This is a genomic window from Granulicatella sp. 20925_1_45 (assembly GCF_041433555.1).
Taxonomy (GTDB): Bacteria; Bacillota; Bacilli; order Lactobacillales; family Aerococcaceae; genus Granulicatella.
This window is the reverse complement of the sequence record NZ_JAPWBR010000018.1, coordinates 1-24494: the sequence shown is the minus strand read 5'-3', so window position 1 is coordinate 24494 and position 24494 is coordinate 1. Positions and strand designations below refer to the sequence as shown.

Genomic DNA, 24494 nt, shown 5'->3' with positions numbered 1-24494 from the left:
TAAAATTCTTTTCAATTTTAACATAAAAACTACGATATTTCTACTCTTTCACGCGAAATATTTTCAATTCGAACTACAATTAAAATCCTTCGAAACATGGTATAATAGAAAAAGACAAAATGAATGGAGTGACGGAATGAAAGGTTTTGTATTTTTTGATTTGGATGGAACACTTTTAAACGGCGAGTCAAAAGTGGACGTCGCTACAGCCAAAGCCATTCAAACGCTAAAAAACAACGGGTATGAACCCTTTATCGCAACAGGACGTTCTTCTGCTGAAACACGCGATATTATGGAGAGTGCCAATATCCACTCAGGAATTTTTATGAACGGTCAAGTCGTTCTTTATCAAGGCAAGCGTGTTTATTCTTCAGAAATTCCAACTGAAATGGTGAAGAAATTCCATCAAATGGTAAAAGAAGATGGATATGGGTTTACGGCCTATAATGACAAAGAATTCTACTTAGTAGAATCCACAGATGGAGCTAAGGATGCTTACGGATTTATTCACACGAATCCACCTGCACTAAACGCAGATTTTTATATAGATAATCCGATTAACATGTTGCTCTTTATCTGTCTTCCACCAGCGGAAGAAAAATATAAAGTAGCATTTCCTAATCTTGATTTCCTACGGAACACACCGTACTCAGTCGATGTGATTTCAAAAGGGAATTCAAAAGCGGAAGGAATCAAACGCTTCTTAGAGTATTTAAATCAAGAAGATGCTGAGACTTACGCATTCGGAGATGGTCCAAACGATATCGAGATGCTTCAAGCAGTGACGCATCCTGTCGCTATGGGAAATGCCATCCCCGTACTCAAAGAACTTGCGGAATTTATTACGACTAACAACACAGATAACGGCATTATCAACGGATTAAAGCACTATGGCCTTATTTAAGAAAGAAGGAAAATAAATGTCAATTTATGAAATCGAAGTCCCTACAGTAAATGGAGAAGTAACTACTCTAGAAGACTATAAAGGACAATTACTACTGATCGTGAATACGGCTAGCGGTTGCGGTCTAGCGCCTCAATTTGAAGGGTTAGAAAAACTCTATTTAGAATTCAAGGACAAAGGATTCACAGTTCTTGGGTTCCCTTGCAATCAATTTGCAGGACAAGAGCCACTCACAGCTGAACAAGCAGTCGCACATTGCCAATTGACATACAATACGACTTTCCCAATGTTTGGTAAGGTTAAGGTAAATGGTCCAGAAACACATCCATTATTTGAGTTATTAAAGAAAGAAACTGCTGGTCTTTTCGGTGAAAAGGTAAAATGGAATTTCACGAAATTCCTTGTAGCTAAAGATGGAACGATTTTGAAACGTTTTGCTCCGACTACAACGCCTGAACAAATTCGAGACGAAATCGCAAGTCTTCTTTCATAAAACAATCTATGATAAAATAAAAAGAAAACAGTTAGGAGAAATCACCATGGAAGTCAATGAAATTTTACGTATTTTAGAAGAAATGAATGTAGCTGTTGTCGCGACTGCAGATGAGAACAACCAACCTCATGCACGTCATATCCATATCGGTGTTGCAAACGAAAAAGGCGTGTTCTTTATGACTAGTCCTAAAACAAACTTCTACAAACAACTACAAAAGAACCAAAAAGTTGCCATTACTGCTATGAAGAGCGAAGATTACTTAATCCAAGTGATTCGTATCGAAGGTGTTGTAAAAGAAATTGGTCGTGAACGTCTTGAAGAAGTTCTTAAAGATAACCCATTCGTAAAAGACGTTTACCCTAACGAAGAAGACATTGCTGGCGTACAAGTATTCCACTTATATGACGGTAAAGGATTCTACCATAGCCTTACACAAGGCCACAAATACGTGTTTGATATTCACGAATAAACATAGAAAGAGGATTTTATGAAAAAACTTTTATTGGCTCTTGCAGCTCTTTTTGTTGTTGGCTTAGCGACATTTTATTTATTACCATCAAGCAGCAAACCTGCTGATGCAAACGTCGTATTCCAAGACGCAAGCGGAAAAAAATTAACTGAAAAAGACTTTAACGGAAAGCCAACAGTCTACTACGCTTGGGCAAGTTGGTGTCCAGATTGCCAACAAGAGCTCCCAATTTTAAATACATTAAAAGAAAAATATGCAGACAAAGTTGAATTTGTTGGTGTAGCGATGATCAGTCAGAAAGAACCGATTGAGAACGGAAAGAAATACTTAAAAGAGCATTCTCTATCCCTCAACTATTATGCTGATGTTGATTCAAGCTTCCAAAAATATCATGAGATTACAGAAATTCCAACCCTAATCTTTGTCGATAAAGATGGAAAAATTGTTAAAAAAACGGCCGGCGTTCTAACTCAAGAAGAACTCGAAACCTACATCAAAGAAATCTTATAAAATCAAAAAACACTAGCAGAATTCTCTGCTAGTGTTTTTCGTATCTATAAGAAAAGAGAGGATGAAAACATCCTCTCTTATTTATTTTCTTCTATGTTTAGAAACACCAATACGATTGATTGCCTTACTTAAAGCAATTTTCGCACGCTCTACATCACTTTGAGAACGACTACTATCGCTAATCACTTTTTCAGCTTTATCCTTGGCTTGTTCTGCACGAGTCACGTCAATGTCTCTTGCACGCTCAGCCACGTTGGCAATGACCGTTACGACATTATCCCGCACTTCCATAACTCCACCACCGATTGCAATATAATCAGTTGGGGAATCCTCTAAGAATCGTTTCACTCGAAGCGCTCCGATTTTTAAAGGAAGCATGATTGGAGCATGATGCGGTAGTATGGTGATTCCGCCATCGACTGCATCGGCACTCACAGAATAGGAACGATGGTTATACACTTTTCCTTCTGGTGTTGTGACAACGACCAGTAATTCATGTTCAGCCATCTTTAGTTTCCTCCATAAAACCCTGCTGCTTTAGCTTTTTTAATCACGTCTTCAATTGGTCCTACGTTACGGAACATATCTTCTGGAATATCATCATATAAACCATCAATAATTCCTTTAAATCCGCGAACCGTATCTTTAATTGGAACGTATGAACCAGGTTGTCCTGTAAATGCTTCTGCAACGTGGAAGTTTTGTGATAAGAAGAATTGAATTCTTCTTGCACGGTTTACAATGACTTTTTCGCTATCTGACAATTCATCAATCCCTAAGATGGCAATGATGTCTTGTAATTCACGATAACGTTGAAGCATTTGTTGTACTTTCATTGCTACTTCATAGTGTTCTTCCCCAACAATTTCTGGAGTTAGAGCACTTGAAGTTGAAGCAAGTGGATCCACCGCTGGATAAATCCCTTGTTCTGTTAAACGACGCTCTAAGTTTGTTGTTGCATCTAAGTGGGCGAATGTTGTTGCTGGAGCCGGGTCAGTATAGTCATCGGCTGGCACGTAAATCGCTTGAATAGATGTAATCGATCCGTCTTTAGTAGAACTGATACGTTCTTGTAATTGACCCATTTCTGTCGCAAGTGTTGGTTGATACCCAACGGCAGAAGGCATACGTCCAAGCAGGGCTGATACTTCTGAACCTGCTTGTGTGAAACGATAAATGTTATCGATAAATAAAAGTACGTCTTGTTTTTCAATATCACGGAAGTATTCCGCAATCGTTAATCCTGTTAGTGCTACACGCATACGAGCTCCTGGTGGTTCGTTCATTTGTCCAAACACCATCGCTGTTTTAGCGGATACACCTGAATCTTGCATTTCATGGTAAAGATCGTTCCCTTCACGAGTACGTTCCCCTACCCCTGTAAATACTGAAATACCACCAAGTTCTTCAGCAATATTATGAATCAATTCTTGAATTAATACGGTTTTCCCTACACCGGCACCACCGAATAAACCGATTTTACCACCTTTAAGATAAGGTGCTAAAAGGTCAATTACTTTAATCCCTGTTTGTAGAATTTCATATTGACTGTTTAATTCTTCAAATTTTGGTGCTGGTTTATGGATTTCATGTCTTGTGAAATCTTCTGGGAATGGTTCCTTCAAGTCAATCGTATCTCCAAGAACGTTGAATACACGACCTAATGTTTCAGGTCCCACCGGAACGCTAATTGTGCGCCCTAAGTCCACCACTTTCATGCCACGTTGCAAACCATCTGTAGATTCCATGGCGATTGTACGAACTGCACCATCCCCTAATTCTACAGCAGTTTCCAAAGTAACAGTTGTTTCGCTACCATCATTGGCTGTTTTCACAACTTGTAATGCATTATGAATATCTGGAACGCCTTCTTCTAAAGGAAATACCACGTCTACAACTGGCCCTACAACTTGTAAAATCTTTCCAGTTCTCAATCCATTTTCCTCCTTCTAAAATCCTAATGTTCTTCCAGAGCGGCTGCTCCACCGACAATTTCTGTAATTTCTTGTGTAATTTGCGCTTGTCGTCTCTGGTTCAAATCTTGTGTTAAGTTACTGATTAAATCTTTAGCATTATCAGTTGCACTTCTCATTGCAGTCATACGAGATGCATGTTCTGCTGATTTGGCATCGATAATGGCTCCGTAAATAAGCGATTCTGCATATTGTGGAAGCAAGATGTCCATAATAATTTCCTTGTTCGGTTCGAAAATATAATCCAATTCGTACTCTTTTGCTTCTTCCGCGTCCAAGTCGATAATTGGTAACATTTTTTCAACACGGTAGTTTGATAACAGTGCGTTTACATGGTGATTATAGCAAACGTAAAACTCATCAAATTCACCGTCACGGAACATTTGGACCGCACTTGACACAATCTTTCTTACTTCTTCAAAGGTTGGAATATCGGATACGTCATTAATTTCAAGACGTACATCGACTCCCATCTTCTTGAAGAAGCGACTTGCAGCATCCCCAATCGTTAAGATGACATATTCATCTTTGGATTGGTGGTCTAACTCTAACATTTCTCTTGTTGATTGGAAAATGGAAGAGTTGTAACTCCCAGCAAGTCCTTGGTCAGATGAAATCACTAAGTATCCAGTCTTTTTAACCGGACGTTCAATTAATAAGTCGTGATAGTCGATGAAAGAAGTTACTACTTCTCCGTCCTCTGACGTTTCATCGACAACCTCTTCTTTATTGTGATTTGCGTATAGTAAGTGAGTTACAACTTCACGGATTTTTTGAGCGTAGTCTTGATAGTGACGCACTGCTTGCTCTGATTTGGCTAATTTTGCTGCAGAGACCATCTGCATGGCGCTAGTGATTTGACTTGTTTTCTTTGTTGAAACAATTCTCTTCTTTAAATCATTTAAGGAAGCCGTCATTCAGGTCACCTCTCCTTTCTACGCTTATTGAACACGTTCAAATAAATGAATTTGTTTGAAACTCTCAATTACTTTGTAGAATTTCTCTTCATCCGAAATCACATGTTGATCGCGGACTTCATTTAATAAATCTCTATGTTCGCTTTCTAAATGTTGATATAACGCTTTTTCAAATGGTTTAATACGGTCGATTGGAATCGCATCTAATAAACCATGTGTTAAAGCAAATAAAATCGATACTTGATACTCGATTGGTAATGGTTGGTGAACATCTTGTTTCAAGACTTCTACCGTACGTTTACCACGATTTAATTTTTGTTGCGTTGCCGCATCTAAGTCAGAACCAAATTGAGTAAAGGCTTCTAACTCACGGTAACTTGCTAAGTCGATACGTAATGTACCAGAAACTTTCTTCATCGCTTTAATTTGGGCAGAACCCCCAACACGCGATACAGATAATCCGGCAGATAACCCTGGACGTACCCCTGAGTAGAATAAATCACTTTCTAGGAAGATTTGTCCATCTGTAATAGAGATTACGTTTGTTGGGATATATGCAGAAATATCTCCGGCTTGTGTTTCGATGATTGGTAAGGCTGTTAATGACCCTGCTCCTAATTCATCACTTAATTTTGCTGCACGTTCTAGTAAACGTGAGTGCAAGTAGAATACATCCCCTGGATATGCTTCACGACCTGGTGGACGACGAAGTAATAGGGAAATTTCACGATATGCCGCAGCTTGTTTTGATAAATCATCGTACACGATTAATACATCGCGTCCTTGATACATCCACTCTTCACCCATTGCAGTACCTGCATATGGTGCAATGTAAAGCATTGGTGCTGGTTGAGAAGCGCTCGCTGATACAACCGTTGTATATTCCATTGCTCCGTAACGTTTTAACGTTTCAACAAGAGCTTTAACCGTAGATTCTTTTTGACCAATGGCTACATAAATACATAATGTATTCTTACCTTTTTGGTTCAAAATTGCATCCACTGCAATACTTGTTTTACCAGTTTTACGGTCACCGATGATTAACTCACGTTGCCCTTTACCAATTGGAACCAACGCATCGACTACTTTTAACCCTGTAGGTAATGATTGTTTTACACTTTGACGTTGCATAACGCCAGGTGCTTCATTTTCTACTGGACGTTTTTTCGTTGTTTCGATGGCCCCAAGTCCGTCAATTGGACGACCTAACGCATCGACAACACGACCAATCAATGCATCTCCTACTGGAACATCAAGGATACGTCCTGTACGTTTAACAGGTTCTCCTTCATGGATATTTTCATATCCTCCGAAGATGATAACACCAACATCGTTTTTTTCTAAGTTTTGGGCCATCCCGTAGGCGCCGTTTTCAAATTCTACTAATTCTCCAGCCATTACATTTGTAAGACCGATGACACGAGCAATTCCGTCCCCGATGAAGGAAACTTCACCGATTTCTTCAATTTGTTCTTTCGTTTCAAAAGAAGCGATTTGGTCACGAATTCTCGCTGTAATATTACTCATTTCCATTTATGCCATCTCACCTCTTTAATCCTGTTTGGCTAATTTTCTCTTTGAATTGTTTTAGTTTGTTTGCAATCGTTCCATCTAATAAATACTCTTTTGTCTTAATTTGAACGCCTCCAATCACTGAAGGATCTACGGTATTCACCCAAGAATCAAATTCTTTATGTGTTTTATTTTGGAATGCAGTTGCAATACGATCCATCTGCTCATTCGTTAAAGGAATCGCAGACACAATCTCTAATTTGTTAGCATTGTAAATATCTAAGAACGCTTCTAGTGCTTCTACAATATTCATCGAACCATCTTCAGACGGGAATGTTGCTAAGTACTCTTGTGTTTCTTTTGATAAATGTCCAAATGCTGATTCTAATACAGATAACTTTTTGTCATAAGAGACATGCTCTAAATGCATCATCTGTCTAAACGTCGAAGTGTTTTGAATTCCTGCTAAAATTGCTTGGAGTTCATTCGTCACCTGCTCTAAGTGCCCTTCGAATTTTGCCTTCGCATAAAAATGGCTGGCTTCTTTAACGATATCTTTATGATATTTAACCATTATTTTCCAACCCCTTAATGAAGGCTTCGATTACTTCTTGATGTTTCTCTTTTGTCACTTCTTTTTCAAGAATTTGACTAGCAAGTTGAACCGATAGGTCTACAATATCATCTTGCACTTGCGCAATGGCACGTTGTTTCATTGAATCGACTTCACGTTGTCCATCAGCTTTCATGCGAGAGACCACATCTTTACCTTCTTTAATCATTTCATCTTGCGTTTTTGAAGCTGCTTCACGAGCGTTATCTAAGATTTCGCTACCTTTCACTTCTGCGTTATGAATAATTTCGTTGGCATTAGCCTGAATTTCTTCCGCTGATTTTCTTTTCTCAGCGGCTTCGTCTAAATCTTTAGCAATTTTATCTCGACGTGCTTCTAACATGGCATTTACTTTATCCCAAGCAAAGAATTTCACCAAGAATAGTAACAACGTAAATGAAATTAATACGGCTAAAGTATCGCCTAAAATTGTACTGACATTACCTGATAACATTACTTCAAACATCTCTCACCCCTCCTTTGCGACAATAATTCCATTTGTTGGATTATTTAACGAATACAAGGATAAGAGCGATTAATACGGCGAAGATTGGCATCGCTTCGATTAAGGCAACCCCGATGAACATTGTTGAACGTAATTCATTGCTCATTTCTGGTTGGCGTGTCATTGATTCAATTGTTTTTACGATAACTGCTTGGTTACCAAAGGCTGCTGCTAAAGCTGCTCCTGCTACTGCGATTGCTGCTGCTAATTCTGTCATTATAAATTCCTCATTTCTTAAAAATTAATGTTTCATTACTTTATGTGAGATGTAAACCATTGTTAACGTACAGAATACGTACGCTTGAATAGCTCCAATTACCACTGAAAATCCTTGCCATACTACTCCTAGTGGTATTGCAAGAATATAGGTTATTAGTCCTGCTGCGGATGAGAACATCACAATCAATCCTAATAACACTTCGCCGGCATAAATATTTCCGTACAGACGGAATGCCAACGTAATTGTGTTCGTAAACTCTTCAATCAATTTGATTGGGAGCATTATCGACATCGGACTTAAGTAAGAATGTTGAATATATCCTTTGAGTCCCATCTTCTGTACACCAGAATAATGTGCGATTAATGTTGTCATTAGCGCTAAGGCTAAACATACTACTGGGCTAGCTGTTGGACTGGCAAAATAGCTGTGATCTTCATAGTGAATAAAGATAATTAGCCCAACCATATTAGCGACTAGTACAAAAGAAAACAGTGAGAAAATATATAAATAATACGTTTGTGCTGTTTTCTCATCAACTGCACTGTTTACAATACCCTTCGCGAAGTCCATGAGTGCTTCCAGAGCATTTTGCAACTTACCAGGCTTCATCGAAACCTTCCTTGAAGCAAAAATTGTAAACAATGCGATTAGTAAAACACTAACCCCACATGAAATCAAAATCGGAACTGAAAACGACAATCCAAAAATCTCAACCACTTTTGGCGTTGCTTCCATGTTTCTTATTTCCCCTCCTTTACACCAAATAAAAAAATGACAATAATCCTATACTTTGAGTTTTACGCTCAGTACGGTGATTATTGTCAGATTTGGTGGCAATAGTCTATCGCAAAAGCGTTGACTATGTAAATTTATTATTTGGTTCCGAATAAACGATCTCCAGCATCTCCTAATCCTGGAAGAATGTATCCATGTTCATTTAATCTTTCATCTAACGCTGCTGCGTAGATGTCGATATCTGGGTGGGCTTTACGTAGAACTTCTACACCTTCTGGAGCAGCTACAAGACAGCAAAACTTAATCGAGCTTGGTTGTGCACCACGCTTCAACAGTGCGTCAATAGCAGCTACTGCAGATCCCCCAGTTGCTAACATAGGATCAACGACAAACAATTGTCTTTCAGAAATATCTGAAGGCAACTTCACGAAATACTCAACAGGTTGCAATGTGTCATGATCACGATACATACCAACATGCCCAATTTTGGCTGCTGGGATTAATTCGAGAATTCCATCAACCATTCCTAGTCCTGCTCGCAGAATCGGAATGATAGCAACTTTTTTACCAGCTAATGTTTTCAATGTTGTTTTAACAAGTGGAGTTTCGATTTCTACATCTTCAAGAGGCAGATCTCTAGAAACCTCATAAGCCATTAGCATTGAAATTTCGTTTACAACTTCGCGGAAAACTTTTGTTCCACAATCCTTTTGACGAATCATTGTCAATTTATGTTGAATTAACGGATGATCAAGTACGTGAAATTTACCCATTTGTCATTCTCCTTCCAATACATTAGTGTCACTTCTATTATTTTACCTAAAAACCAGTTAAATATCTAGTCTCAGTTTGAAAACTTATTATTATTTTCATAATCTGAAACAAACCTTTACATTTACCTCGTTACGCGTATAATTTGAAAGTTTCCGTCAACTGTTTTACTTCTTGACGAACCGTGTTTAATACTTCTTCATTTTCAGGATGTGTTAATGTTGTAAGGATTAACTCAGCTACTTTTTTCACCGCAGCTTCATCAAAACCACGTGTTGTAATAGCTGCCGTTCCGACACGAATTCCACTTGTTTTAACAGGTGGTAATGTATCAAATGGAATGGCATTTTTATTCACTGTAATTCCAACAGTGTCGAGTAATTCTTGCGCTTCTTTACCGTTTAATCCAGTATCTTTAATATCGAGGAGTAATAGATGGTTATCTGTACCACCTGAAATCGCACGAATCACTGTTCCTTCGAACACTTGCGCCATAGCTTTAGCATTTTTCACGACTTGCTCGATATACTCACCAAATGCTGGTTGAAGAGCTTCATGGAATGCAACTGCTTTACCAGCAATCACGTGCTCTAGGGGTCCACCTTGGATTCCAGGGAAGATCGCACTGTTTAATTTTTTACCAAATTCTTCTTTTGCTAAAATTAAACCGCCACGTGGTCCACGTAATGTTTTATGTGTTGTTGATGTCACAACATCTGCATAAGGAACTGGATTTTGATGAGCCCCTTTAGCAACTAACCCAGCGATATGGGCCATATCCACCATAAAGTAAGCTCCAACTTCTTTAGCAATTTCACTAATTCGTTTGAAGTCAATCTCACGTGGGTACGCTGAAGCTCCAGCTACGATTAATTGTGGCTTTTCTTCCTTAGCGATACGTTCTAATTCATCATAATCGATTGTTTCAGTTTCTGGATTTACTCCATAAGAAACGAACTGATAATCTTGTCCAGAGAAGTTTACTCCCATTCCGTGAGTCAAGTGCCCACCATGGTTTAAGTCCATCCCTAAAATCTTATCGCCTTTCTTCACTAGAGCACGATACGCAGCCATATTTGCTTGAGAACCTGAGTGTGGTTGAACATTGGCATATTCTGCACCAAACAATTCTTTCACACGGTCAATTGCTAATTGCTCGATGACATCTACATATTCACATCCGCCATAGTAGCGACGTCCTGGATACCCTTCTGCATATTTATTCGTTAGAATACTTCCTTGTGCCCGTAAAACTCCTTCAGATACGAAGTTTTCAGATGCAATTAATTCAATCCCTTGTTGTTGACGATGTAATTCTTTTTCGATCGTCTCAAAGATGATTTTATCTTCTGTAAATTGACTCATTCAACTACCCCTTTCTTTTCTTACCTTTTCTATTTTATCACATTATAGGCTTTTGTAGAAAACCTATGAGTTCTTCTATAGAACGGTTGATGCCGCTTTTTTCAAACGATTCATATACGCGATTCCTACTCCTACTTCTGGAGCAGATTCTGCTAAAATTACATCTAATTTTAAGTGGTCTAATGTACGCAGTGCATCAAATAACGCACGGTTCATATCGTCCACGCTCGTCCCCATCTTGTAAGTACCTTCAACTTTATTTTCAAAGGCATCTATAATAGCGTTTTGAGCCATCACACCCACTGTTTTTCCTTGTACTTTGTATTTATGGATAGTTTCTTCAAAAGCTTCAACCGTTCCTTCAACAACAAACACTGGTGTTTTTGGTGCGTAATGACGATATTTCATCCCTGGAGATTTGGGTACTTCCCGTTCTCCTGCTGTCGTTTTGACTGTAGATTGAATAGGCCCAATGACCGCTTCAATTTGTTCTTTTGTAATGACACCCGGTCGTAATATTACGGGCCCGTCTTCATTCGTTAAATCAATGACTGTTGACTCCACACCGACAGTGGATGATCCACCATCAACGATTCCACGAATACGACCATTCATATCTTCAAATACATGTTCTACTTTCGTTGGACTTGGCTTCGTCGAAAGGTTCGCACTCGGTCCCACAAGAGGAATTCCCACTTTTGAGATTAACTCTAATGTTAATGGATGCTTTGGCATACGGAATGAAACCGTTGGAAGTCCAGCGGATAAGGCTGGAGCATAAATTCCTGGTTTCGCCTTTAGAATCATCGTCAGTGGTCCTGGCCAAAAAGCCTTCGCTAAGGTCAGCGCAATTTCAGGAACTTCTTCTACAGTAGAAGTCATCTGCTGGATATCACTAATATGAACAATCAGTGGATTATCACTTGGACGTCCTTTTGCCTCAAATACTTTTAACACCGCTTCTTGACTTGTTGCGATTGCTCCTAATCCATACACCGTCTCCGTTGGAAAAGAAACAATTTCTCCTTGTTGCAACGCTTTAGCTGCAATATCTAAGTTCTCTTTTGTAAAAATTTGTGTTTCCATTACTGCGCCTCCTTTCCACTCACAATAATCATGCGGTCTAATCCTGCAATATCTTTATGAATTGTTACTTCTCTATTTGGACAAGCTTCCCTAAAAATTCGTTGTACGCTTGCTCCTTGGTTAAATCCAATTTCAAAAAAGGCTTGTCCACTATCTGTTAAAAATTCTTCTAATCGGTTGGCAATCTTTTCGTAAATCGCAAGCCCCTCATTTTCTGCAAATAACGCTTGCTTTGGCTCATAGCGTCTCACAGACTCATCCATTAATCCTTCTTCCGAGAAAGCAATATACGGTGGATTACTAATAATACACTCAAACTTCTCACGGGGAACATCGCTGTACACATCGCTATATATCAATTCGGTTTGAAGATTGAACTTCTCTCGATTCTTTTGAGCGACAACGAGTGCTTCTTCTGAAATATCGCACCCAAAATAATGATGTCGTCCAACCAGTCTTTCAAGACTTAAAATAATGCACCCTGTTCCAACACCAATTTCTAGTACCTTCCCAACAGGGCATTGTTCTAAAAATGACTGTGCTTTTAAAACTAGCTCTTCTGTTTCTGGACGAGGAATTAAAGTGTCCTTTGTGACCATAAATTCTTCCCCTAGAAATTCTGCAACTCCTGTAATTTGCTGCAAGGGTTCAAACTCACTTAAGCGTAGTAACTCAGGTTCTAAGTCTTCAAAAGTCACCGTAGCCTCTTGTCGTAAATTCAACAAAAATTGCGACAAGGTCCATTGATTCTTGAATAGCATTAATTCTCTTACAAGATGTTGGCATTCTTCGTTTCCTAGTTTAGGTTGTTTTTCTTCTAAAAAACAAGAAGCCCTAACGAGGACTTCTTGGTTTGTTGGATTAGTTGTTTCCATTATTTAATTGCTCCAATTTTTCTGTGTGATCATAAAGAATTAAAGCATCGACAATTTCATCAATTTTTCCAGCTAACACTTGATCTAACTTTTGAAGTGTTAAACCAATACGGTGGTCTGTAACACGGTTTTGTGGGAAGTTGTACGTACGAATACGTTCAGAACGGTCCCCTGTACCTACTGCAGACTTACGGTTTGCATCATATTCAGATTGTGCTTCTTGAGAAATCTTGTCATATACACGCGCACGCAATACTTTCATCGCTTTCTCACGGTTCTTCAATTGTGAACGTTCATCTTGCATAGCAACAACAATTCCTGTTGGCAAGTGAGTTAAACGTACGGCAGATGCAGTCTTGTTAACGTGCTGTCCACCGGCACCTGATGCATGGTAAATATCCACACGAATATCTTTATCTTCTAATTCAATTTCTACTTCTTCTGCTTCAGGCATGACAACGACTGTAGCTGTTGAAGTATGCACACGTCCTTGAGATTCAGTTGACGGAACACGTTGTACACGGTGAGCACCAGATTCATATTTTAATTTAGAGAATACATTATCCCCTGTAATCATTAAAATGACTTCTTTATATCCACCGATACCTGTTACATTGGCATCCATCACCTCTACACGCCATCCTTGTGCTTCAGCGTATTTTTGATACATATTCAAAAGATCTCCCGCAAAGAGTGCAGCTTCATCTCCACCAGCTGCACCACGGATTTCCATGATGATGTTTTTGCCATCGTTTGGATCTTCTGGTAACAGTAAGAATTTGATTTTATCTTCTAATTCTACTTTTTCTTTTTTGAGGGCACTTAATTCTTCTTTAGCCATTTCTGCCATTTCAGCATCTAAGCTTTCGCCAAGCATATCCTCTGTGTCGCTAATTTCTTCAACCACCTGTTGATAACGTTTGAACGTTTCTACTTTTGGTCGTAAGTTTGCTTCTTCTTTTGTTAATTCCATGAAACGTTTTGTATCGCCGATAACTTCCGGGTCACTTAGTAACTCTGAAAGTTCATCATAACGAATAATAAAACTATCTAATTGATCGAACATACTTTTCTCCTTTATCTTCTCTTATAAGCGTTCTTCACCAGGATGATTATAATGATAACGGCAAACTGGATAATAGGCATCATTGCCTCCAATTTGAATTTGTTCTCCCGTATACACTGGAACACCATCCACTACACGCATATTCATACTTGCTTTTTTATGACAATACCAACAAATCGTTTTAATCTCTTCGATTTTATCCGCATAAAGTAATAAGTATTTAGAGCCTTCAAATAACTCGTTTTGGAAATCATTCTTTAAGCCAAATGCCATTACTGGAATATTTAATTCGTCAACAATTCGAGCGAGTTCTAGAATGTGTTGTTTTGATAAGAATTGAGATTCATCAATCAAAATACAATAAGGTTTCACCGCTTGACCTTCGACAATTTCGTAAATAGGTGTATCGTCAAAAATCGGAATGGCTTCACGTCTTACTCCGATACGACTTGATACATATCCTACTTGGTCACGGTCGTCAATTGCACTCGTAAATAATAAAACCGGTTTATCTTGTTCTTCATAATTATGTGCAACCTTTAAAATTTCGATTGATTTTCCGCTATTCATTGCACCATATTTAAAAAACAATTGTGCCACATTTATCCCTCCAATTGCTAAACTATACCTTTAATATCTTACGATAAATGGGTACCTTTGTGCAAAGAAAAACCGTTATTTCAGGCGATTTTCAACAAACAATTTTAATAAAATTTTAAAAACGTTTTTATAAACCACTTTTCATGAAAATATGCTACAATAGTGAAGTATATTAACGGAAAGGATCGTCTAAATTGAATCTTAGAACACAAGTTGCCTTAGGAGCTGGTAGATTTACTCGCTGGGCTCTGAAGACTTTTACAAAAGGCGGTAGTAGCCTGCCAGGGAAAGTAGCTCATGCTATCGATCCAAATATTTTAAAATCACTCGCTGAAAATTACGATGTCATTATCGTCAGCGGAACAAACGGGAAAACTTTAACAACTTCACTGATTGTTCAATTGTTAAAACAAAAATATCCAAATATTTTAACAAACCCTACTGGAGCTAATTTAACTCAAGGGATTGTTTCAACATTTTTAAACCACTCTCCAAAGACCGGTGAAAAGAATATCGCCGTTCTTGAAGTGGATGAAGCAACGATTCGTCACATCACTCCATATATCGAACCAAAACTATTTGTGTTCACGAATATTTTCCGCGACCAAATGGATCGTTTTGGAGAAATTTATACAACCTATCAATTAATGCTAGATGGTGCTGCTTTTGCACCAAGTGCAACTATTTTAGCAAATGGAGACGCTCCTATTTTTAATAGTGTGGACACTCCAAATCCTCGTGAGTATTTCGGATTTAACAATGCTGAAGATAGCGAAATGATGGCGCACTACAATACTGATGGTGTTCTTTGCCCTCATTGCCAATCGATCTTGCACTATAAGTGCATTACTTATAGCAACCTCGGAAAATACTATTGTCCAAAATGTGATTTCAAACGTCCTGAATTGAATTATGCAGTCACTGCACTTAATGAATTATATCTAACAGGTTCTTCATTTGATATTGACGGTACTACTTTCTCAATTCCAATTGCTGGACTTTACAATATTTACAATGCGTTAGCAGCTTACTCCGCTGCAAAATTCTTCGGTCTTTCAACTGAAGAAATCCAAGCAGGGTTCTCTAAAGCACAACGCGTCTTTGGTCGTCAAGAAACATTTGATGTTGAAGATAAAGAAGTCATGTTGAACTTAATTAAAAATCCAGTCGGATTTAACCAAATCGTTCAATTATTATCTTATGAAAAAGAATCCTTTAGTTTAGGAGTTCTCTTAAACGATAACCCTGCAGATGGTCAAGACGTGAGCTGGATTTGGGATGGCGATTTCGAAGGGCTACATGCCTTGAATTCTGTTGACACAGCTATTAGCGGAATCCGTGTTGAAGACCTTAGTGTTCGTATGGAAGTTGCAGGTTTTGAAAACATGAAAGTCTTTAAAACAAATGCGGAATTAATCGATTGGATTCGCAAAGCTCCAACGAAGAAAGTCAATGTACTAGCAACTTATACTGCTCTACTCGACTTACGTAAAGACTTTGCCAAAGAAGGATACCTTAAGGAAGGGATGAACGGATGAAATTAAGAATCTGTCATTTATATGGAAACCTAATGAACACTTATGGTGACAATGGGAACTTACTCATGTTGCAACACCGTGCAAAAAAATTAGGCTACGAAGTGGAAACTACTTTAATTAGTTTAGAAGAAGATTTTAATGCTGAAGACTTTGATATTGTAATGTTTGGCGGCGGTCAAGACTTTGAACAAACCGTTGTTGCTAAAGACCTTCAAAATAAAAAAGAGGCCCTCATCCAATACATCGAAGATAATGGTGTTGTCGTTGCGATTTGTGGTGGATTCCAATTACTCGGTCGCTACTACGTGAATGCAAGCGGAGAACGCCTAAACGGTATTAGCGCTATTGATGTTTGCACCAATGGACAATTTCCAAGTCGCTTAATTGGGGATATTGAAATCTTTAATGAAGAATTTGGTGAAACTTATTTAGGCTACGAAAACCATATCGGTAGAACATATCTTGGTAAAAATATGAAGCCACTTGGTAAAGTTGTTAAAGGATTCGGAAATAACGAAGAAGATCATGTTGAAGGATGTCATTATAAAAATGTATTCTGCTCATACTTCCATGGCCCAATCTTAGTTAGAAACCAACACTTAGCTGATCGTATCATTGAAACAGCGGCTGAGCGTCAACTTTCAAAAAATGCATAACGCAAAAGACCCGTGTAACATTTTTGTTACACGGGTTATTTTTTTATCTATTCAGCATTAGGATAAACAGAAATCTGTCTTCCTTCTTTTTTCCACTGACGGAATTCTGCCGCAGCTGTAAATAATACGTCTGTTGAAGAGTTCAATGCCGTCTCACAAGAATCTTGGATTACACCAATGATAAATCCAACTCCAACGACTTGCATCGCGATATCATTTGAAATCCCAAACAAGCTACATGCTACAGGGATTAATAAAAGCGAACCTCCAGCAACACCTGAAGCGCCACAAGCAGCAATCGTTGATAACACACTTAAGATGAGCGCTGTAATAAAATCTACTTGAATTCCTAATGTATTCACCGCACCAAGCGTGAGTACCGTAATCGTAATGGCAGCTCCTGCCATATTAATCGTTGCCCCTAGAGGGATTGATACAGAATAACTATCCTCATCTAGTCCCAAATCTTTACAAAGTTGCATATTCACAGGAATATTCGCTGCAGAACTACGTACAAAGAATGCTGTCACTCCACTCTCTTTCAAGCAACGGAATACTAGCGGAAAAAGATTTTCACGAATCATAAAGTACACAATTGCTGGGTTTACAACCAAAGCAACGAAGAACATACTTCCAATTAGAATAAGGATTAGTCCACCATAGTTTGCAAACACACCTACTCCATTTTCAGATACTGTCGTAAATACGAGTCCCATAATCCCAACCGGTGCAAAGCTAATCACAATTTTAACAACGTGACTTGTCGCATCCGCAACTTGACTTAAAATATTTTTTACAGATTCATCGGATTTTCTATATGCCATTCCAAACAAAACTGCCCAAGAGAGGATACCAATGTAGTTACCTGAAATAATCGCATTCACAGGATTATCTACAATTTTTAAAATAAGAGATTGCAACACTGCTGCGATACCTTGAGGTGCTGCTACTTCTGTTGCACCTTCTCCAAGTGTCATCGTAATTGGGAATGCATAACTAGCAATGACCCCGACAAGTGCTGCAGCAAATGTCCCAAACAAGTATAGAATGACAATGGATTTCATATTCGTTTCATGACCTTCTTTATGCTGAGCAAGTGCACTCATTACGATAAAGAATACTAATAATGGCGCAATTGCTTTTAAGGCATTAACAAATACCGTTCCAAGCATTCCAAATACCGTAAATTCCGGCACTGTAATTCCAAGAAGAATCCCAATTGCCATCCCGATAATAATTCGATTGATTAGACTTAAATTTTTAATTCTTTCCACAAACTGATTCATATATTCCCTCAATTCTCTTTCGATATAGCGACTATGATACACAATCAACTAGTATTCTGTCAAAATGTTTCCACGTTTTACAAACATTTGTATACATTTTAGATACACTTTGATGTATTTATAGTTCTCTCATAGATTATCTCTTTTAGTTAAAATAGAACTAAAACATTAAATCCATTGAATAGAAAATAAATAAGTCAGTAGAGCGCTAATGCTGATAAATGGAGCAAAAGGAATTTTTTCATGTAGCTTATTTCTTTTTGTTAAAAGCATCCAACTAATCACTACTCCCCCGCCAATAACAAAAGAAAAGAGTCCGATAAAGAGAATTTGACTTAGTGAAAAGAAGGGACCTAATGTTGTTAAATAGTATACATCTCCCATTCCGAAAACTTCCTCTTTCCAAATCCATTTTCCAACACCATAAACCGTACTGTACAATACAAGCCCAATCATCATAGATAAAATAGCTTCTTCGACAGCATTCATTCTGTTATAGAGTCCTACGATTGCTAAAATGAATAACAAGCGTAAATCTACTTCATATGAATCGAAATCCATCAACGCTATCAGCATACAGATTGTGCAAAAAAAGTAGCCAACAATTTCCAATGGGGATTTTAAATAAGCTACTAGACAAAATAAAATGGAGAATATTATTTCTACTATGAAGTAGCGGATAGAAATTGTCTGTTTACAATAGCGACACTTCCCACGTAAAAAAAGATAAGAAAGAATAGGTAGTAAATCCAATACATGTAGTGAATGATGACAATGAGGACAATAGGATCTACCATGAACAAAATCTTCTCCTTTAGTCCCCCTCACACTGACTACATTTACAAAACTTCCTATAACTGCTCCAATCACACCTATCATAAAAAGCATAAAAAAACCTCCCTTACTAAACATTACGTTTCGTAAGAGAGATTTGGTTTTAATTTTCTTCAATCATAACGACTTCGACGGTTTCTTCTACTTCCTCTTTTGGAGTGTAATACAAACCAGAATAGTCTTTATACCATGCAAAGAAGTGAGTTACAAATACTTTAATAACTGCATAAACAGGTACCGCAATCAACAATCCTGTTAATCCAAACATTTTTCCGGCAGCTAGTAAAATTACTAAAATTGTTACTGGATGCATCTTCAATGATGAACCGAGAATCAGCGGTTGCAGTAGACGACTTTCAATCAACTGTTCAATCACAAATACTAATAAGACTTGTAAAGCAATAGATGGGCTTGTAACAAAGGCAATGACAAGTGCAATACTTAATCCAATAATAGAACCAATGTAAGGAATAATGGTTAATACTCCGGCAATCATCCCAATTGTTACGCCATATGGTAACGCAATGATTGCATACCCAATCGTATATGTCACACCAACGCAGATAGCTACTAGGATTTGTCCACGAATATATGAGCTGACTTGTTGGTTCATTTCATGTAACATCACGCTAATTTTATGACGTGAACGAGTCGGAAATATTCGTGTGATGGAAGGAATGACTTTATTTCCATCTTTCAATAAATAATAAAGAATAACTGGCATTGTCATCAGTGTAATCACGATATTCCCTACGATTCCAAACACACTTCCGATACCGCTAAATGTAAGGTTTAACACTCCATTTAAACGTTCTGTCATCGATTGAATGAAATCCATGTTAATCGTATTAAATTGTTCCTGCAAAGCTGTAAACCAACTAGATTGCATGAACTTTTCAACTTGATCACTGATAATTTGATAATAATAAGGCAACTGTGACACTAAATCTAGCAATTGCTTTTGGATAATCGGTACCAAACTTGTGACTACCCCGATAAATAGGAAAATAACTCCTAACATCACCGCTAAAATCGCAATGCCTTTTGGCACCTTTTTATTAACTAGAAAATCATAAACGGGTTTTACTAAGTAGTAAACTACCGCGCCGCAAGCAACGGGCACCCCAACAGCAGAGATGAATCCTTTAATTGGATTAAACAAGTACGATGTCTGCGAGAATAAAATCAAGTTAACAAGGAGCAATAATAAAATAAGCAATCCTGTCACCAATTGATTATCTAAAAACCATTTCCAAAACCATGTTTTCTTTTGGTTTTCCGGTCTATGATCCATAAAGTTCCTCCTTTTCACATTTTCCTCTAGTGTATCACATTTTTGCTCTCTATGATTAACATTTGATTAGATTTTGCAAAAAATTGTATAATTATTTTATATTGTGATTCGGAGGGAATCGTATGAATGAAAAATTTTATTTAGGAACCTATACAAAACGCGTTAGTAAAGGAGTTTACTCTGTAACTCTTAACAAAGAAACTGACCAACTAGAATCTCTGACATTAGAAGCAGCTATCGACAATCCAACGTATCTTTCATACTCGAAGAGCGACCAATTATTATTCGCTGTTGGAAAAGGTGAAGAACATTGCGGAATTTCAGCAAGTAATGCACTGACTTCTCCAGTAGAACCATTAGCAAGCTACGATGATCAAAAAGCCGTTCCTTGCTACATTCGATATAACGAAAAAACAGGAGACGTGCTCACCGCTAATTATCACGGAGGATTCGTGGAATTATACCACTACGATAAAGAAAAACAATCTTTTACTTTTGTAGATAAAAAAGTCCACTCTGGATCTAGCGTCCATGCAAACCAAACTTCTCCACATGTTCACTACACTGATTACACACCAGACGAAAAATGGATTGTAGTTTGTGACCTCGGAATCGATACTGTATTTACGTATAAACGTACAGAAAAAGGTTTAGAAGAAGTTGCTCAATATAAGACGAAAGCTGGTAGCGGACCTCGTCATTTAGCCTTCCATCCTACGCTTCCTATCGCTTATTTGATTTGCGAACTGGATGCTACCGTTGAAGTTCTCTCTTATGATAAAGAAAATGGAACATTTACAAACTTAGATAAGATTGCTTTAACAACCGAAGATCAACAAGCTTGGGGAGGTGCCATCCACATCACTCGTGATGGAAGATTCCTATATGCTTCAAACCGTGGATTCGACGCGTTATACACATTCTCAGTCGATGCCACAAATGGTTTACTCACTCTCGTACAAACAATCGATAGTTATGGTTCAGTTCCTCGTGATTTCCACTTAAGTAACGATGAAGCTTATATCGTTGTTGGACACCAAGAATCAGACAATTTAACGCTATTCAAACGTGACTTAGAAACTGGTGAACTCACACTTCTTCAAAAAGATTTTTATGCCCCAGAAGTAGTTTGTGTCGTACCTCAATAGAACTCATTTTACAGTCTCTTCTTTTTTGAAGAGACTTTCTTGTTTATTGTGGTAATCCTTGCCAGAAAGCAGTATAATCGTTGTTAGCAGACTTTATAAAGGAGTGGAAAAATGCTTAATCTTATCGAGATTATTAAAACTATTATTTTAGGAATTATCGAAGGCGTTACTGAATGGCTACCAATTAGTAGTACTGGTCACTTAATTTTAGTGAACGAAATCATTCAATTAGACGTATCTGCTAAATTCCAAGAAATGTTCAATGTTGTGATTCAATTAGGTGCCATCATGGCAGTTGTCCTTGTGTATTTCAACAAATTAAACCCATTTGCTAAAAGTAAGAACCGTAAAGAGTTTATCGAAACAATTAGTCTTTGGAAAAAGGTAATTATCGGATGTATCCCTGCTGTGATTCTTGGATTCATTCTTGATGACTTTATGGATGACTACTTCAACAAACCAATCGTTATTGCATTAGCCCTAATCGTTTACGGGATTGCGTTCATCTACATTGAACGTGCACATAAAAATGTGGAACCAAAAATTAATGACTTCAAAGAATTAGACTTCATGACAGCCATTAAAATTGGTCTTTTCCAATGTTTAGCGCTTGTACCTGGTACTAGCCGTTCTGGTTCAACAATCCTTGGTGGTTTATTAGTCGGAACAAGCCGTTCAATCGCAACTGAATTCTCATTCTTCATGGGGATTCCAATCATGTTCGGTGCGAGTGGATTAAAATTATTGAAATTCGGATTCCACTACTCCCTAGCTGAATTCGTCATTTTATTAGTCGGTTCTGTCGTTTCATTTGTTGTATCTCTATTCGTTATCAAGTTCTTATTGAAATACATCAAACACCACGACTTCCAAGCATTCGGTTGGTACCGTATCGCTCTTGGGATTATCGTTATCGGAAGTTTATTCTTCAAATAAACATAAAGCTGGATTTATTCCAGCTTTTTCTTTTTGCCCAATTTCGGGTATAATAAAACTATTCAATTAAGAAAGAAGGATACTATGTCACTACTCTATGTCGGAATTGGCGGTGCCATTGGAGCTATTTTACGATATTTATTATCTCAGCTTCCTCTGCAGCACTCTCTTCCCATTAAAACATTATTCATTAACTTATTAGGATCGCTTGTCATCGGATTCTTAAGCGCTAAATTTCAACAATCACACTGGTTCGAAGGCGATCAACTACTACTCATTACAGGAGTATGTGGTGGCTTTACAACCTTCTCCACTTTCAGCTTAGAATCTCTTCAATTAATCCAAAATGGAGATACTCCACTCGCTCTTTTATATATGGCTATTAGTTTAGTAGGCGGACTTGCTTGTGTAGCATTCGGATATTTTATTGGCCAAGCTTCATTTTAAAATAGCATTTTTATAAGAAACGGTTTACAATAGAAATAAGAACAAGAACGGAGGTCATTTTATGACGAAAAAAGGTGTAACATTGTATTTCATGAGACATGGAGAAACCATCTTTAACCGCTACAATCGTATGCAAGGATGGTCTGATACTCCTCTAACAAAAGAAGGACGCCTAGATGCTATTCGTTCTGGTTTGGGAATGAAAGACGTTCATTTTGACGCGGTCTATACAAGTGACCTAAGAAGAACTGTCGAAACTGCTCAACTCTTCCTTAGAAATCATCCAAACCGTGAAAACCTCACGATTGAAATGATGCCTGAATTCCGCGAAGTATTCTTTGGAAGCTTAGAAGGAAAAGACGCTGGTGAACTTTGGAGCGAACTTTATAAGAAATTACATCGCAATTTTGATGACTTAGGTGGACGTAATATCCAAGAAGAATTAAACGGACTAAAGGAATTAGATCCAGACCATCTCGGAGAAAACTTTATGGAGTTTTGGTTACGTGTAGAACAAGGTTTGTTAAAAGTAATCAATAAACACCGTGACCAAAATCAAAACATTCTTATCGTGAGCCATGGAATTACCATTCGAAATATGCTTCACGAATTGATTCCTGACTTCCAACTATCAGAATTAATCGGAAATGCATCTATTAATATCGTTGAATATTCAGATGGTAAATTCCACTTAAAAGCACTTAATCAAACAAACCACTTTGTACTTCGTAAAGAAGCTAAAGAAGAACCTTATGAGATGCTTCCTACAAAAATGCACGACTAATAAAGGTTTGCAAGTATAACTGAACTTTGTTACAATGAGAGTCTAGGCGAAAGTCTAGGCTTTTCTTTATACGGGGTCGTTACGGATTCGACAGGTATAGGTTGAGCTTTCAATGCATTCCGTAGGTTACGGCTACGTAAAAACGTTACAGTTAAATATAACTGACAAACAACAAACAAACACTTTAGCTTTCGCAGCTTAATAACTGCTAGCTAAGATCTGTCCGGCATCGCCCATGTGCTCGGGTCCAGGTCCTATAACCAGTGGGATACGATTCACTTTTCCGTCTGTCTAAGTGAATAAGAGATTATCAGGCTAGCTTAAGATGATGCTTGTTTATCAGCTAATCGGTAGCGAAACTTAAATAGATAAACTATGAATGTAGATTTGATTGTGTCGATATACTTGGACAGGGGTTCGACTCCCCTCGGCTCCATTATTTTATGAAAAAACTCTCCTTTTTCACGATGATAAGGAGAGTTTTTCTTTATTTCAATATAATTTTTGCAATAAAAAGGTTCTATAATTTTTAGGGTTGATGGAAATTTTCCACCAACCCTATTTTAGTGTATACAAAAAGGCCAACATCCATTATATTAAAAGCGCCTAAACCTAAAACAAAAGGATGATGACCATATGAACAATATACTAGAAGCAACGCTACAAATCAAAGATAAAAACATTATCTGGGATAATACAGTTCAAGAGAAGATATTTAAAAAGAGAAAATCTTTATTTTATTCAGCTACATATACGCATAAACCAGAATTTTGTACTGTCTGTGGATGTGTTTGTCAGAATAATAATATCGTTAAAAACGGCACGAAAACATCTCGTATCACTCTCTGTTCTGTTTCAGGCCTTCCGGCCTACTTAAATCTACGCAAGCAGAGATTTCTCTGTAGAGAATGCGGCTCTTCATTTACTGCAGACACTAGTCGAATCGTAGAAAAA

General features: G+C 37.8%; 28 protein-coding genes and 1 other RNA gene. 12 read left to right on the top strand and 17 right to left on the bottom strand.

Annotated features, from left to right (window positions below):
* Nucleotides 1–136 precede the first annotated feature (136 nt).
* From O3798_RS06685 to O3798_RS06670, 4 genes are read left to right on the top strand one after another with little or no spacing between them, the layout of a single operon-like run.
* Nucleotides 137–904: a Cof-type HAD-IIB family hydrolase gene (locus O3798_RS06685; RefSeq protein ID WP_371464025.1), complete on the top strand. Its 768-nt coding sequence runs from the start codon at nucleotides 137–139 to the stop codon at nucleotides 902–904.
* A 16-nt stretch (nucleotides 905–920) separates the two neighbouring features.
* Entirely contained in the window at nucleotides 921–1397 is a 477-nt protein-coding gene (locus O3798_RS06680) for a glutathione peroxidase (protein ID WP_371464024.1), read from the top strand.
* Nucleotides 1398–1443: 46 nt separating this feature from the next.
* Nucleotides 1444–1869, top strand: a complete 426-nt coding sequence (locus O3798_RS06675; protein ID WP_371464023.1) for a pyridoxamine 5'-phosphate oxidase family protein — start codon at nucleotides 1444–1446, stop codon at nucleotides 1867–1869.
* 18 nt (nucleotides 1870–1887) lie between these two features.
* Complete coding sequence (locus O3798_RS06670) at nucleotides 1888–2379, top strand: TlpA family protein disulfide reductase (protein ID WP_371464022.1); 492 nt, start codon at nucleotides 1888–1890, stop codon at nucleotides 2377–2379.
* A gap of 81 nt (nucleotides 2380–2460) precedes the next feature.
* Here the strand turns inward: O3798_RS06670 and O3798_RS06665 are convergent, their stop codons facing one another.
* The 14 genes from O3798_RS06665 to O3798_RS06600 all read right to left on the bottom strand — a co-directional run bounded on the left by O3798_RS06665 (nucleotide 2461) and on the right by O3798_RS06600 (nucleotide 14617).
* Entirely contained in the window at nucleotides 2461–2886 is a 426-nt protein-coding gene (locus O3798_RS06665; RefSeq protein WP_371464021.1) for a F0F1 ATP synthase subunit epsilon, read from the bottom strand.
* 2 nt (nucleotides 2887–2888) lie between these two features.
* On the bottom strand, nucleotides 2889–4313 hold the full coding sequence (gene atpD, locus O3798_RS06660) for a F0F1 ATP synthase subunit beta (RefSeq protein ID WP_371464020.1): 1425 nt from the start codon (nucleotides 4311–4313) through the stop codon (nucleotides 2889–2891).
* Nucleotides 4314–4336: 23 nt separating this feature from the next.
* Nucleotides 4337–5269 carry a F0F1 ATP synthase subunit gamma gene (locus tag O3798_RS06655; protein WP_048711081.1) on the bottom strand — a complete coding sequence of 311 codons (933 nt, stop codon included), beginning with the start codon at nucleotides 5267–5269 and terminating at the stop codon, nucleotides 4337–4339.
* 24 nt (nucleotides 5270–5293) lie between these two features.
* Nucleotides 5294–6802, bottom strand: a complete 1509-nt coding sequence (gene atpA / locus O3798_RS06650) for a F0F1 ATP synthase subunit alpha (protein WP_371464019.1) — start codon at nucleotides 6800–6802, stop codon at nucleotides 5294–5296.
* A 10-nt stretch (nucleotides 6803–6812) separates the two neighbouring features.
* Nucleotides 6813–7355: an ATP synthase F1 subunit delta gene (atpH, locus tag O3798_RS06645; RefSeq protein WP_371445754.1), complete on the bottom strand. Its 543-nt coding sequence runs from the start codon at nucleotides 7353–7355 to the stop codon at nucleotides 6813–6815.
* Nucleotides 7348–7860: a F0F1 ATP synthase subunit B gene (atpF, locus tag O3798_RS06640; RefSeq protein WP_371464018.1), complete on the bottom strand. Its 513-nt coding sequence runs from the start codon at nucleotides 7858–7860 to the stop codon at nucleotides 7348–7350. Before atpF ends, atpH begins: the two co-directional genes overlap by 8 nt.
* 40 nt (nucleotides 7861–7900) lie before the next feature.
* On the bottom strand, nucleotides 7901–8116 hold the full coding sequence (atpE, locus tag O3798_RS06635; RefSeq protein ID WP_048711085.1) for a F0F1 ATP synthase subunit C: 216 nt from the start codon (nucleotides 8114–8116) through the stop codon (nucleotides 7901–7903).
* Nucleotides 8117–8140: 24 nt separating this feature from the next.
* Nucleotides 8141–8854, bottom strand: a complete 714-nt coding sequence (gene atpB, locus O3798_RS06630) for a F0F1 ATP synthase subunit A (RefSeq protein WP_048711086.1) — start codon at nucleotides 8852–8854, stop codon at nucleotides 8141–8143.
* A 137-nt stretch (nucleotides 8855–8991) separates the two neighbouring features.
* Nucleotides 8992–9627, bottom strand: a complete 636-nt coding sequence (upp, locus tag O3798_RS06625; RefSeq protein WP_048784310.1) for a uracil phosphoribosyltransferase — start codon at nucleotides 9625–9627, stop codon at nucleotides 8992–8994.
* A gap of 130 nt (nucleotides 9628–9757) precedes the next feature.
* Complete coding sequence (gene glyA, locus O3798_RS06620; RefSeq protein ID WP_371464017.1) at nucleotides 9758–10990, bottom strand: serine hydroxymethyltransferase; 1233 nt, start codon at nucleotides 10988–10990, stop codon at nucleotides 9758–9760.
* 75 nt (nucleotides 10991–11065) lie between these two features.
* Nucleotides 11066–12076 (bottom strand): L-threonylcarbamoyladenylate synthase, encoded by a 1011-nt coding sequence (locus O3798_RS06615; RefSeq protein ID WP_371464016.1) that lies wholly within the window; start codon nucleotides 12074–12076, stop codon nucleotides 11066–11068.
* Nucleotides 12076–12951, bottom strand: coding sequence for a peptide chain release factor N(5)-glutamine methyltransferase (gene prmC / locus O3798_RS06610; RefSeq protein ID WP_371464015.1), 876 nt, complete (start codon nucleotides 12949–12951; stop codon nucleotides 12076–12078). Before prmC ends, O3798_RS06615 begins: the two co-directional genes overlap by 1 nt.
* Nucleotides 12938–14017 carry a peptide chain release factor 1 gene (prfA, locus tag O3798_RS06605; RefSeq protein ID WP_371464014.1) on the bottom strand — a complete coding sequence of 360 codons (1080 nt, stop codon included), beginning with the start codon at nucleotides 14015–14017 and terminating at the stop codon, nucleotides 12938–12940. The genes prmC and prfA overlap by 14 nt, the downstream gene beginning before the upstream one ends.
* Before the next feature lie 21 nt (nucleotides 14018–14038).
* Nucleotides 14039–14617, bottom strand: coding sequence for a thymidine kinase (locus tag O3798_RS06600; protein ID WP_048711092.1), 579 nt, complete (start codon nucleotides 14615–14617; stop codon nucleotides 14039–14041).
* A 194-nt stretch (nucleotides 14618–14811) separates the two neighbouring features.
* Here O3798_RS06600 and O3798_RS06595 point away from each other — a divergent pair, with 194 nt between their 5' ends.
* Both O3798_RS06595 and O3798_RS06590 read left to right on the top strand, forming a co-directional pair.
* Nucleotides 14812–16155, top strand: a complete 1344-nt coding sequence (locus O3798_RS06595) for a MurT ligase domain-containing protein (RefSeq protein WP_371464013.1) — start codon at nucleotides 14812–14814, stop codon at nucleotides 16153–16155.
* Nucleotides 16152–16811 (top strand): type 1 glutamine amidotransferase, encoded by a 660-nt coding sequence (locus O3798_RS06590; protein WP_371464012.1) that lies wholly within the window; start codon nucleotides 16152–16154, stop codon nucleotides 16809–16811. Before O3798_RS06595 ends, O3798_RS06590 begins: the two co-directional genes overlap by 4 nt.
* 47 nt (nucleotides 16812–16858) lie before the next feature.
* Here the strand turns inward: O3798_RS06590 and sstT are convergent, their stop codons facing one another.
* The 3 genes from sstT to O3798_RS06575 all read right to left on the bottom strand — a co-directional run bounded on the left by sstT (nucleotide 16859) and on the right by O3798_RS06575 (nucleotide 20225).
* On the bottom strand, nucleotides 16859–18097 hold the full coding sequence (gene sstT / locus O3798_RS06585; protein ID WP_371464011.1) for a serine/threonine transporter SstT: 1239 nt from the start codon (nucleotides 18095–18097) through the stop codon (nucleotides 16859–16861).
* 168 nt (nucleotides 18098–18265) lie between these two features.
* On the bottom strand, nucleotides 18266–18985 hold the full coding sequence (locus O3798_RS06580; RefSeq protein WP_371464010.1) for an A24 family peptidase: 720 nt from the start codon (nucleotides 18983–18985) through the stop codon (nucleotides 18266–18268).
* A 49-nt stretch (nucleotides 18986–19034) separates the two neighbouring features.
* The gene (locus O3798_RS06575; RefSeq protein WP_371464009.1) at nucleotides 19035–20225 is read right to left on the bottom strand and encodes an AI-2E family transporter; all 1191 of its coding nucleotides are present in this window, start codon (nucleotides 20223–20225) and stop codon (nucleotides 19035–19037) included.
* A 122-nt stretch (nucleotides 20226–20347) separates the two neighbouring features.
* Between O3798_RS06575 and O3798_RS06570 the strand changes: the two genes are divergently transcribed.
* The 6 genes from O3798_RS06570 to O3798_RS06545 form a co-directional block, all read left to right on the top strand.
* Nucleotides 20348–21373, top strand: a complete 1026-nt coding sequence (locus O3798_RS06570) for a lactonase family protein (protein WP_371464008.1) — start codon at nucleotides 20348–20350, stop codon at nucleotides 21371–21373.
* A gap of 111 nt (nucleotides 21374–21484) precedes the next feature.
* Entirely contained in the window at nucleotides 21485–22309 is an 825-nt protein-coding gene (locus O3798_RS06565) for an undecaprenyl-diphosphate phosphatase (RefSeq protein WP_371464007.1), read from the top strand.
* A gap of 84 nt (nucleotides 22310–22393) precedes the next feature.
* Nucleotides 22394–22756, top strand: coding sequence for a fluoride efflux transporter CrcB (gene crcB / locus O3798_RS06560; RefSeq protein WP_371464006.1), 363 nt, complete (start codon nucleotides 22394–22396; stop codon nucleotides 22754–22756).
* A gap of 61 nt (nucleotides 22757–22817) precedes the next feature.
* Complete coding sequence (locus O3798_RS06555) at nucleotides 22818–23540, top strand: histidine phosphatase family protein (protein WP_371445776.1); 723 nt, start codon at nucleotides 22818–22820, stop codon at nucleotides 23538–23540.
* A gap of 72 nt (nucleotides 23541–23612) precedes the next feature.
* Nucleotides 23613–23979, top strand: a transfer-messenger RNA (tmRNA) gene (gene ssrA, locus O3798_RS06550).
* Between the two features lie 197 nt (nucleotides 23980–24176).
* Nucleotides 24177–24494, top strand: a 318-nt coding sequence (locus O3798_RS06545) for a transposase family protein (RefSeq protein WP_371464005.1), incomplete at its 3' end; no start/stop codon positions are given.